The 12,901-nt window shown below is 62.4% G+C and carries 3 protein-coding genes; all 3 read left to right on the top strand.

Annotated features, from left to right (window positions below):
* The first annotated feature begins 1 nt into the window (after position 1).
* Complete coding sequence (locus PCS43_RS22420) at positions 2-757, top strand: CoA transferase subunit A (protein ID WP_042453312.1); 756 nt, start codon at positions 2-4, stop codon at positions 755-757.
* A 41-nt stretch (positions 758-798) separates the two neighbouring features.
* Complete coding sequence (locus PCS43_RS22425; protein WP_178377296.1) at positions 799-1,404, top strand: 3-oxoacid CoA-transferase subunit B; 606 nt, start codon at positions 799-801, stop codon at positions 1,402-1,404.
* A gap of 457 nt (positions 1,405-1,861) precedes the next feature.
* A partial coding sequence (locus tag PCS43_RS22430; protein ID WP_270923120.1) for a non-ribosomal peptide synthetase occupies positions 1,862-12,901 on the top strand: 11,040 nt, incomplete at its 3' end.

Genomic DNA, 12,901 nt, shown 5'->3' on the forward strand with positions numbered 1-12,901 from the left:
GATGAGCAAAGTCGTGAATACGGCAGCTGAGGCAGTTGCCGACATCGCGAGCGGATCCAGGCTCGCAGTGGGCGGCTTCGGGCTGTGCGGTATTCCCGACGCACTGATCGCAGCGATCGCCGACGGCGACGCCACCGATCTCGAGGTGTTCTCCAACAACTGCGGTGTCGACGACTACGGTCTCGGCATTCTGCTCGGCGCGCACCGGATCGCCAGGGTGACGGCGTCGTACGTGGGGGAGAACAAGGAGTTCGCGCGCCAGTATCTCGCCGGTGAGCTCGAAGTGGAGTTGACGCCGCAGGGGACGCTGGCCGAGCGGCTGCGAGCAGGCGGTACCGGCATTCCGGCGTTCTACACGCCGGCGGGCGTCGGCACACCGATCGCCGAGGGCGGCTTGCCGTGGCGATACAACGCGGACGGTTCGATCGCCGTGGCGTCGCCACCGAAGGCGACGGCAGTGTTCGGTGGCCGCACGTATGTATTGGAAGAGGCGATCACGGCTGACTTCGCGCTCGTGCATGCGGACTACGGTGACACCGAAGGAAATCTCGTCTTCAACAAGACGGCGATGAACTTCAACCCGCTTGCTGCCATGGCCGGCCGGATCACCATCGCGCAGGTGGAGAACCTCGTCGAGCCGGGCGACATCGACCCCGCGCACGTGCACCTACCTGGAGTGTTCGTCGCGCGCGTCGTACACACAGGCCCACAGGAGAAGCGGATCGAGAAGCGGACCGTCTCAGGAGGCACCAAGTGACCAGTGCAGAGGAAACCCGTATCGGTTGGACTCGCCACGAGATGGCCGCTCGCGCTGCCGCCGAGATGCGGCCGGGGGAGTACGTCAACCTCGGCATCGGCCTGCCGACGCTGATCCCCAGTTACCTGCCCGAGGGCGTCAAGGTGGTCCTCCACAGCGAGAACGGCATCCTTGGTACCGGACCGTATCCGACCGATGATCAGGTCGATGCCGACCTCATCAATGCCGGTAAAGAAACCGTCACCGTCAATCCAGGTGCCGCGTTCTTCGACTCGGCTCTCTCCTTCGGCATGATCCGCGGTGGTCACATCGACACCGCGGTGCTCGGCGGGATGCAGGTATCGAAGACCGGTGACCTTGCCAACTGGATGGTGCCGGGCAAGATGGTCAAGGGCATGGGCGGGGCGATGGACCTGGTCCATGGAGCCCGCCGCGTCATCGTCGTGATGGAGCACACCGACCGCGACGGCAATCCCAAGATCGTCGAGGCCTGCACGCTGCCGCTTACCGGTCAGAGCGTCGTCAACCGGATCATCACCGACCTGGCAGTGCTGGACGTCACCGCGGACGGGCTGCAGCTTGTGGAGCTGGCTCCAGGGGTCAGCAGCGAGCACCTGAAGAGTGTGACTGGTGTGGGCTTTTCCTGAAGCTTCGTACCGTAAATCGAAGAACGCGCCGACCGCTGGTCGGCGCGTTCTTTCGTCGGTCTGTCGGCGAGTACCGATAGTCTCGATCAGCGACTGTCGAATCTTGTTCGAGCTCAGACACCCAGTACCTGGCGGCCCTGTAAATTGTCCGAGGTGACTGATGTGGATTGGGGTGTAGATCGTCGGTTGCAATTGATTGTCCCAGGGGGAGAGGTATCGCGCGCCGCGTCTGAACGGTGCGTTTCGGCAATGCGATCGGGGGGTAGATGAGCTGGGCGATTTGTAACGAATTGCAACAAAACCGTCGATACACCGGGGTATGGATTTCTCTTGTCACCTATGTATCGGAGACAATGGGTGGTTCTGGCTCGTCGAGGTTGGATGAGGTCGGTAGCTGCTGCGAATCGGACGTTCGGCTCGCACGGGTGCGCAATGGTGTGGAAGAGAGGCTGTGGGCGTGAATTCGCTGGGTAACGGAGAACTGGGGAGCGGCAAGCCGGAGGTCGGCAGCTCGCCGGAAGACGTTCAGCGATCCGACGCATTCCCGCTTTCCGCGGCCCAGCTCGGTATGTGGTTCGCGCAACACCTCGATCCCGCCGTTCCGGTCAACATCGCTCAGTACGTCGAACTCCGTGGTGCTCTGGAACTTGACGCCCTTCGCCAGGCCTGCGCAGACGCCGGTCGCGAAATCGGGTCGGCCTTCGTCCGGATCTTCGAGATCGACGCCCAGCCTTACCAGATCATCGACCCCACACTCGATGATTCGGTCGGTTACGTCGACCTTCGTAGTGAAGACGACTCGCACGACGCTGCCATGCGGTGGATGCGAGCAGATCGCAGCCGGCCGATCGACATGCTCACGGACCGCTTGATCTCTGCCACGATCCTGCGGCTCGGCGAGAATCGCTACTACTGGTACACGCGGGTCCACCACACAATTCTCGACGGATTCGGTGCGTCGACGTTCGTCACTCGTGTGGCGGAGCTGTACTCGGCGCGCGTGGAGGGCCGGGATCCGGAGCCGAGTGAGGCCTCCGATCTCCGGAACGTCTACGAGGTGGACAACAAGTACCGCCAGTCGAGTCGTTTCGAAACCGATCGCAAGTACTGGGCAGACAAGATCGAGAATCTCGACGAGATCTCGAGCCTCGCGGGTCGAAGTGCCGCGCCGGCTCCAGTCAGTCGGATCGACAGTGCAGCGCTGTCCAACCACGTCGAGGCTCTGCTCGGGCGGTTCCTCGAGCGCATCGAGAAGACCACTGTTGCCGGCACTGTCGTCGCGGCGTTTGCGGCGTACCTCGCTCAGATGACCGGGCGAGAGGACGTGTCGCTGAGTCTGCCCGTTTCCGGTCGAACAACAGCCGTGCTGCGTCGATCCGGAGGCATGGTCTCCAACGTCGTGCCGCTGCGACTGACCGTCACTGCGGACACCACCGTCCAGGAGCTTCTGGACGACGTCAGGAACGAAATGTCCGGCGCACTGCGCCACCAGCGATACCGACACGAGGACATGGTTCGCGGCGGTGACGGGCCGGGCCGGGGCGGATTCTTCGGCCCGTGGATCAACATCATGATGTTTTCCACCGAGTTGGCGTTCGGGCCCCTCGTCGGCGAACTTCACATCTTGTCCACGGGTTTGATCGAAGACCTCGGTGTCAACCTGTATCAGAGCGTCGGCGATACCCGCACACACATCGACTTCGAGTCGAATCCCAATCTGTACGCGCCCGCGGACGCCCAGCGAAATCACTCGCGGTTCGTAGAGTTTCTCGAGAAGTTCGTCTCGGCCGAAACGAGCCGCAAGGTCTGGGATCTTCCTGTCGCAACCGACGAGGAGCGAAACAAGGTTGCCTTGTGGAACCGCACCGGCTTCCACGTTGCCTCGCAGACCATCACCGAAGCATTCGAGCGTCAGGTCGAGAGAACTCCCGATGCCACCGCTGTCATTTTCGAAGGCGCCAGCCTCACGTACGCCGAATTCGACTCTCGCGCAAATGGTTTGGCTCGTCAACTCATCGCCATGGGTGTTGGGCCCGAATCGCTTGTAGGACTGTCGATCCGCAGGTCTTTGGACTTGATGGTCGGTCTGTACGCGATTGCCAAGGCCGGCGGAGCCTGGGTACCGGTGGATCCCGACCACCCAGCCGACCGCACCGCCTACATTCTCGAGTCGGCGCAGCCCACGTGTGTTGTGACCACTGCGCGGGACGACGTGGATCTGCCCTCGGGCACACGGGTCATCGAGATCGACACACTGGACTATGGGCAGCTCGACAGCAGGCCGATCGTCAACGCGGATCGCCTGTCTCCCTTGCATTTCTCGAACACTGCGTACGTGATCTACACCTCGGGTTCGACCGGTCGACCCAAGGGTGTCGCGGTCACTCACGCGGCGATCAACAATCAGCTTCAGTGGATGAACGCCGAGTACGGGCTTTCGGCGTCGGACATCTACCTGCAGAAGACCGCTACGACATTCGACGTGTCGCTGTGGGGATTTTTCATGCCGTTGCAGGTCGGCGCCACGCTCGTCGTCGCGACTCCGGACGGTCATCGAGACCCGATCTACGTGGCGAACAAGATCGCGGAGCTCGGCGTCACGATCACCGACTTCGTGCCATCCATGCTCACGCTGTTCACTGCGAATGCACCTGCCGGATCTTGTGATTCGTTGCGCCACGTGTTTGTCATCGGCGAGGCGCTCCCGCCCGAGACGTCTTCCGCCTTCCGCGAACTCTGTGGAGCCGGACTGCACAACCTGTACGGTCCGACCGAAGCCGCGGTATCGGTCACGTACTACGAGGCCGTGGCCACGGATACTACTTCCGTGCCGATCGGTATGCCGCAGTGGAACACTCAGGCGCACGTACTGGACGGACAACTTCGCCCGACCCCCATCGGGCAGCCGGGTGAGCTCTATCTCGCCGGCGTTCAACTCGCGCGCGGATACGTTGGTCGACCGGACCTGAGCTCGGATCGGTTCGTAGCCAATCCGTACGGCACGGCCGGTGAGCGTATGTACCGGACCGGCGACCTCGTTCGTCGCCGTGAGGACGGAAATCTCGACTACATCGGGCGTACAGACTTCCAGGTGAAGTTCCGCGGGCAGCGCATCGAACTCGGCGAGATCGAGACCGTCCTTCTGGCGCACCCCGACGTTTCGCAGGCTGTCGTTTTGGTGACCGTCACCCCGACCGGTGATCAATTGGTCGGCTACGTCGTGCCGGGTCCAGGCCGAAACATCGATGCTGCGGTGCTCAGTGAGTTCGCCGGCCGAAGCCTCCCGTCGTACATGGTTCCGGCCGCGTTGATGGTGCTCGATGCGTTGCCGCTCAACACGAGTGGCAAATTGGATCGTGCCGGGTTGCCCGAGCCGGTGTTCGCGAGTGCGAAGCAGTACCGCGAGCCCCGCACCGAAATCGAACGCATCGTGGCGGACGTGTTTGCCGACGTTCTCGGTGTCGAGCGCGTCGGTATCGATGACGACTTCTTCGAGCTCGGTGGAAACTCTCTGGTTGCAACACAATTAGTGACGCGAGTGGGTTCGGCATTGGGAGTGCAACTCGGCGTTCGAGAGCTCTTCGAATCCACCACGGTCGCCACCCTGGCGGCCCGCGCCGAGTCGGTGGCGGGCAACGCCAGGCAGCTCACCCCGCTGATCGCCAAGCCTCGTCCCGAGGTCGTCCCGCTCTCGCTTGCGCAGCAGCGCATGTGGTTCATCAACCGTCTCGATCCGTCGACGCCCGCCTACAATCTTCCGTTCACGGTCCGGCTCACCGGTTCGGTGGACCCGTCCGCCCTGCATGCCGCGGTGATGGATCTTCTCGAGCGACACGAGTCCTTGCGGACGATCTACCCTGATGTCGACGGAACCGCGCAACAGCTGGTTCTGCCGGTCGACCGGGCCGCGGTGGAGTTGAATCCGGTCAAGATTCGGAATTCGCATCTCGACGCGGCGCTGTTCGACGTGGCGTCTCGCGGCTTCGACGTGACGCTCGAAATCCCGGTACGGGTTGCCCTCTTCGAGGTGTCTCCGACGGACTACGTCCTGGTGATGGTTCTCCATCACATCGCTGCAGACGGACTGTCGTTCCGTCCGCTCGCACGTGACCTTCTCGTCGCCTACTCGGCGCGAAGTGAGAAGTCTGCGCCGGCGTGGACGCCGCTGCCAATTCAGTACGCCGACTACGCCCTGTGGCAGCGCGAAGCACTGGGATCCGACGAAGACCCGCGCTCGGAGTCGTCTCGCCAGATGAACTTCTGGCGCCGGGCACTTGCCGATCTGCCGGATCAGTTGGATCTGCCGACCGACCGACCTCGTCCTGCCATCGCGTCCAATCACGGCGCCAAGCACCATTTTCAGATCAGCGAACGCACGACGCGCAAGTTGAACGAGTTGGCGCGCTCGAGGAGCGTCTCTCTGTTCATGGTGTTGCAGGCGGCGTATGCAACGCTGTTGAGCCGGCTCAGTGGTACCTCCGACATCGCGATCGGTGCCCCGATCGGTGGGCGAGGCGATCAAGCGCTCAACGACGTGATCGGCATGTTCGTGAACACCCTGGTGCTTCGCACCGAGGTCGATCCGAACGAACGATTCGAAGAGTTGCTCGCTCGGGTAAGGGAATCGGGCTTGTCTGCCTACGGGCATGCCGATGTGCCGTTCGAGCGGTTGGTCGAAGTCCTGAGTCCGGCGCGTTCGCAGGCTCGTCACCCGCTGTTCCAGGTTGCGCTCACTGCGGAGATCAGTGGACGACGCGAACTGGAATTCTCAGGTGTCAAAGCAGTTGCAGCTGAATTGGAAGTACCGGTCGCCAAATTCGATCTCGAGCTCATGGTGTCCGAGAATCCTGAAGGCAGCGAAGACTCGGACCTCTTGAGCGCCACCTTCACCTATGCCACGGACCTGTTCGATCCGGCCACGGTGAACACTTTCGCTACTCGGTTCGTGCGCATCCTCGATGCCGTGGCTACCCGACCTGAAACGATCGTCGGCGATATCGACCTGCTCTCACGCTCCGAGCGCACCGATCTGACGGTCGTAGCCGCGGATGACACGATGCCCCGGCAGAGTCTCGTCGACATCTTCCTGTCCGGCACGGCTGAGGCGGATTCGGTTGCTGTGCGCTTCGAGGGTCGATCGATCACCTATCGAGAGCTCGATGAGCAGTCGTCGAAGCTCGCACGGGTTCTGATCGGACGTGGCGCCGGCCCCGAGACCATTGTTGCTCTCGCCTTTCCTCGCTCGTACGAGATGGTCTGTGCAGTATGGGCGGTGGCGAAGTCAGGGGCGGCATACGTCCCAGTCGACCCGAGTTATCCGGAAGATCGTGTCCGGCACATGCTGGCCGATTCTTCGGCCGCGATCGGACTCACGTCGGGACAGTTCGTAGATCAGCTTCCTGCGGTCACAGAATGGTTGGTCCTTGACGGCCAGGCGCTGAACGGAGAACTGTCGGCGCAATCTTCAGCGCCGGTCACGGACGAGGACCGAATCGCTCCGATTCACAGTTCTCACGTTGCATATGTCATTTACACATCCGGTTCCACGGGAAAACCGAAGGGTGTCAGCGTCACTCACGGTGGACTCCGTGGCGTCAGAGACGCAGCACAGCGTCGCTACGGGGTAGAACAGTCCTCGCGCTTCCTCCATATCTGTTCACCGAGCTTCGACCCGTCGGTACTCGAATGGATGGTCGCCTTCTCCGCGGGTGCAACTTTGGTGATCGTTCCGTCGACAATTATCGGTGGACACGAGTTGTCGGATCTTCTTCATTCCGAGAAGGTCACACACGCGATCATCACTCCCGCAGTACTCGGGACCATGGAGCCGGCAGAGCTGCCTGAATTGCGAGTCGTCTCCGTCGGCGGTGACGTGACCACTCCCGAGTTGCTGGCGAAATGGGCCCCAGGGCGCGCCTACTTCAATGGGTATGGTCCGACCGAGACCACTATCATCTCGTCGTTCGGCGATCTCGCGATCGGCCGATCGATCGACATCGGGCGTCCCGTCGAGGGCATGTCGGCACTGGTACTCGACGAGCGTCTGCATCCTGTTCCAGTCGGTACCAGGGGAGAGCTCTACTTTGCGGGCGCTGCATTGGCTCGCGGCTACCATGAGCGGCGAGGCCTTTCTGCGGAACGGTTTGTCGCCAACCCGTATTCGCCGGATGGCGAGCGAATGTACCGGACCGGCGATGTCGTGCGCTGGACCGGCGGAGACGCGCGCGGTGACGCGGGGGTTCTCGAATACGTCGGCCGCAGTGACTTCCAGGTCAAGGTTCGCGGATTCCGTATCGAACTCGGTGAGATCGACGCAGTTCTGTCCTCGCACGAGTCTGTGCGCTTCGCGGTGACGGTCGGAAGCGAAGGCGCGGCGGGTGTCACAACCCTCGTTTCCTACGTCGAACTGGCTGACGGGTCGAGTTTCGATCGGGACGTGCTCGCCTCGTTCGTGGCGGAGGCTCTGCCGAGCTACATGGTTCCGTCCGTCATCATGGAACTCGCTGAGGTTCCGTTGACCCCGGTGGGCAAATTGGATCGCCGGGCTTTGCCGGAGCCTGTTTTCGAGGTCCGCGAGTTTCGTGCACCCACCACGCCGGTGGAAGAGATTGTCGCGCAGGTGATTGCGGATGTTCTCGGAGTGGAACGAGTCGGCCTCGACGACGACTTCTTTGAACTCGGTGGCAACTCCCTGGTGGCCACTCAGGTCACCTCCCGATTGGGGCGGGCGCTCGACACTACGGTGCCGGTGCGAACGCTATTCGACGTTTCCACCGTCGAGGCGCTCGCCGCACACATCGAGTCGCACGTAGGTAGCGGCGGGCAGAAGGCGCTCGTCGCACAGGTGCGTCCCGCGGAAATTCCGTTGTCGCTGGCGCAGCAGCGCATGTGGTTCCTGAACCGCTTCGACACCGACTCAGCTGCTTACAACATCACTTTTGCTCTGCACCTGACTGGTCATCTCGATACTGCCGCGATGGAAATGGCGCTGGAGGACGTACTGGCCCGGCATGAGGTGCTCCGAACGGTATATCCGGACGGGGCTTCCGGACCGAAGCAGTCGATTCTGTCGCTCTCGGAGGCGTTCGGCGGGCTGACCGTGGAGTCGGTTTCGGATCAGGACGAGCTCGAAAGTCGAGTCGCTGCAATCGGATCCTCAGCGATCGACGTCACCGTCGACGTGCCGATCCGTGTCCGCCTGTTGACGGTCAGCGACACCGAGCACACCCTTGCGATCGTGGTTCATCACATCGCCGCTGACGGTTGGTCGATGGCGCCCCTGGCTCGCGATGTCATGATTGCCTACTCGGCACGCAAGGACGGGATCGCGCCGGCGTGGCAGCCGTTGACTGTGCAGTACGCCGACTATTCGTTGTGGCAGCGTGAGGTTCTGGGCTCGGAAGACGACTCGGAATCACTGATCTCGCAGCAGATCTCGTACTGGACCGAGACTCTGGCAGACCTACCGGACGTGATCGAGCTTCCGTCGGACCGGTCTCGGCCTGATGTGGCGTCGATGCGCGGCGAGCGATTCGCGTTCGAGATCTCCGGGGATGTGCACCGTCGATTGGACGCGCTGGCACGGGAGAACAACGCGACGCTCTTCATGGCGTTGCACTCGGCGCTTGCCGTTCTGATGGCCCGACTGAGCGGAACCTCGGACATCGCCGTGGGCACTCCCGTTGCCGGTCGTGGCGACGAGGCGCTCGACGATCTCGTCGGCATGTTCGTCAACACGCTTGTTCTGCGGACCGAGGTCGACCCGGCCCAGGCATTCACGGATCTGCTGGCTGCGGCGAGTGATTCTGCGCTCGGAGCGTTCGCTCACTCGGACGTGCCCTTCGAGCGGTTGGTGGACGTCTTGGCTCCCGCCCGGTCGCAGGCCAGACATCCGCTGTTCCAGGTCGTGCTGTCCTTGCAGAATCTCGCGCAAACGGCATTGGAACTGCCGGGACTGGCGATCAAGGCCGCCGAAATCGACACGACCACTGCCAAGTTCGACCTCGAACTCGCAGTGACAGAGTCGATCGGCGAAGACGGGATCCAGCAAGGGCTCTCGGCCGAATTCACGTTTGCTGCAGATCTGTTCGACGTTTCGACGGTCGAGGGGTTTGCTCGGCGTCTGGTTCGTATCCTCGAGACTGTCGTGTCGGTTCCCTCGATTGTCGTCGGTGACATCGACATTCTCGATGCGGCCGAGCGGGGTGTGCTGGCCGATGTTCATGGAGGTCAGTCGGTCTCGGGAACCCTGGTCGAGATCCTCACAGCGGCGGCCGCTTTGGATCCGTCGGCGGATGCGATTCGCTTCGACGGTCAGTCAATCAGCTACCGCGAACTCGACGAGCGGTCGTCGCGACTCGCTCGTGTTCTGATTGAGAAGGGCGTCGGGCCGGAGGATCGGGTCGCGATCGCGATTCCGCGTTCCGCCGATTCGGTTCTCGCTCTGTGGGCAGTGGTGAAAACGGGTGCTGCATTCGTGCCCGTCGACCCGACGTATCCGGTTGACCGTATCGCCCACATGATCTCCGATTCCGGTGCGGTGCTGGGTCTTGCGCTCAGTGACGTCGAGGCAGGATTGCCGTCGGCGTTGACGTGGGTTGTTCTCGACGACGAGAAGACAGTGGCGGCGTGCGCGGCAGAATCTTGCGCGCCGGTGAGTGATTCGGATCGACGCAGTGCGATCGACGAGCGGCAGCCTGCTTACGTCATCTACACCTCTGGCACCACGGGTCTGCCCAAGGGCGTTGTGGTCACCAATGCGGGTGTGGCGAACTTCTGCGCCGAGCAGGTCGAGCGCTATGCGCTGACCGCGGATGCTCGAACGCTGCATTTCGCCTCGCCGAGTTTCGATGCTTCTGTTCTCGAGTTGCTGATGGCATTCGGCGCAGCATCGACGATGGTGATTGCGCCGACGACGGTGTACGGCGGCGCGGAATTGGCCGAGATCTTGCGCTCGGAGGGCGTGACGCATGCGTTCGTGACGCCCGCTGCGCTGGCATCAGTGGATCCGAGCGGGCTCGACGCGTTGCGGGTGGTTGTCGTCGGTGGCGAAGCCAGTTCGCGGTCTCTCGTTGCCAAGTGGGCGGTGCCGCTTCCGGATGGCGGTGTGCGTGGATTCTTCAATGCGTACGGTCCGACGGAGTCGACAGTCGCCTCGAACATCAGCGATACGCTGACCGCGTTTGATCGTATGAACATCGGCGGCCCGATTCGGGGAATGGCCGCGCGGATCTTGGACGGCCGCTTGCAGCCCGTTCCGGTTGGTGTCGCAGGTGAGTTGTACGTGTCGGGTGTTCAGGTCGCTCGTGGATACCTGGGACAGCCGGCATTGACAGCGGGTCGTTTTGTCGCAGACCCGTTCGGGGCGCCGGGAGAGCGGCTGTACCGCACGGGTGACGTGGTCCGGTGGATCGACGGTGGCGCAGTGGAGTACGTGGGCCGCAGTGACTTCCAGGTCAAGATCCGTGGGTTCCGTATCGAACTCGGCGAGATCGAGGCCGCGCTGACCCGTTGCGCGGGCGTTGCGCAAGCTGTTGCTCTCGTTCGTTCCGACGATCACTTCGGAGATCGTCTCGTTGCATACGTCGTGCCGCAGGCCGGCGCCGAGGTGGATCCCGCACAGGTCATCGAGTCGGTGTCGACGTTCCTGACCGGCTACATGGTCCCCGACTCGGTACTGGTACTCGATTCGATTCCGTTGACCACCGCGGGCAAGACGGACATCAAGGCTCTGCCCTCGCCCGTGTTCGAGTCCAAGGTGTACCAGGCGCCGATCACGACCGTCGAAGAGACTGTCGCGCAGGTGTTCTCCGAAGTTCTCGGAGTCGCACAGGTTGGCCGCGACGACGATTTCTTCGAACTCGGCGGCAACTCGTTGATCGCGACCCGTGTCGCCGCTCGGCTGGGAGAGGCGCTCGACACAAGCGTTCCGGTTCGTGCGCTCTTCGAAGCGTCGACCGTGCAGTCACTCGCCGTCCGGCTCGAGCTGCACGCCGGTTCGGGCGCCACCGCCCCACTGGTGCAGCAGCCCCGGCCAGCTCGGATCCCACTTTCGTTGGCACAGCAGCGCATGTGGTTCCTGAACAGGTTCGAACCCGCGTCGGCAGTGAACAACGTCCCGGCGGCGATCAGGATTTCGGGCGCCCTCGATGTGGCAGCTCTTGACGCCGCCGTGATCGATGTCGTGGGCCGACACGAATCACTGCGAACTGTGTATCCAGACGTCGACGGCGTCGGCTATCAGGACGTCCTCGACGTCCAAGACGTTGTCGTCGACCTCAGCCCCGTGTCGATCACGGAAGATCGCCTGGCTGCGGGCGTCGCCGAGCTGGCGACAGTCGGCTTCGACGTGACGTCCGAAGTCCCGTTGCGCGCCAAGCTCTTCAAAGTCGGCGACAGCGAATACGTTCTGGTGTTCGTCGTGCATCACATCTCGACCGACGGTTTCTCGATGGGTCCGTTGACCCGTGACGTGATGGTTGCCTACGAAGCACGTACACGAGCGTCGGTGCCGGCTTGGACGCCGTTGCCGGTGCAGTACGCCGACTATTCGTTGTGGCAGCGTGAGGTTCTCGGGTCCGAGGACGATCCGCGGTCCGTGATCGCGAAGCAGATTGCGTTCTGGTCGGATGCGTTGGCTGATCTTCCGGAGCAGTTGGATCTGCCTGCCGATCGTCCTCGTCCCGAGGTCGCTTCAGGGCGCGGAGCCGAGGTCGAGTTCGATATCGACGCCACCCTGCACGAAGCTGTCAATTCGATTGCGCACAGCAGTAACTCGACACCATTCATGGTTGTTCACGCAGCGCTCGCCGTCGTACTTTCTCGTTTGTCCGCAACGACCGACATCGCGATCGGTACACCGATCGCGGGTCGCGGTGAGGCGCAGCTCGACGATCTGATCGGTATGTTCGTCAACACTTTGGTGTTGCGTACCGAGGTTGATCCGTCGATGTCGTTCACGGATCTGTTGGCTTCGGCGCGTGAAGTGGATCTACAGGCGTTCGCGCATGCGGATGTTCCGTTCGAGCGTGTGGTGGAGGTTCTCGATCCGGTTCGTTCGCAGGCTCGTCATCCGCTGTTCCAGGTGGCATTGACGTTCCAGAACCACGAACAGACAACGCTCGAACTGGGCGACCTCGAAGTGTCGATCGAAAGTGCCGATCTTGCGCTGGCGAAATTCGACCTCCAGTTGACCCTGACCGAACGAACCGACGAGGCCGGCGCACCCGCCGGAATGTCCGCCTCTTTGACGTATGCGACGGATCTGTTCGACGAGTCGACCGTTGTGGAATTCGGTGATCGGCTGGTAAGGACCTTCCGTGCGGTGACTGCTGATCCCACCGTAGCGGTGGGTGACGTTGACATCTTGGTCGATGGAGAACGAAACCTGCTGTCCCGCTTCAGTGCCGGCCAGATCGATCGTGGTGTGGATTCGACGTTGTCGGCGTGGTTCGATGATGCTGCTGCGCGGTTTGGTGATCGGGTTGCGGTGCGGTTC

Source organism: Rhodococcus sp. C-2, from assembly GCF_027854095.1.
Classification (GTDB): domain Bacteria; phylum Actinomycetota; class Actinomycetes; order Mycobacteriales; family Mycobacteriaceae; genus Rhodococcus_F; species Rhodococcus_F qingshengii.

Bases quoted from the DNA above. Each gene is read 5' to 3' on its own strand.
- PCS43_RS22420 (WP_042453312.1), top strand. From the start codon at position 2: ATGAGCAAAGTCGTGAATACGGCAGCTGAGGCAGTTGCCGACATCGCG.
- PCS43_RS22425 (WP_178377296.1), top strand. From the start codon at position 799: ATGGCCGCTCGCGCTGCCGCCGAGATGCGGCCGGGGGAGTACGTCAAC.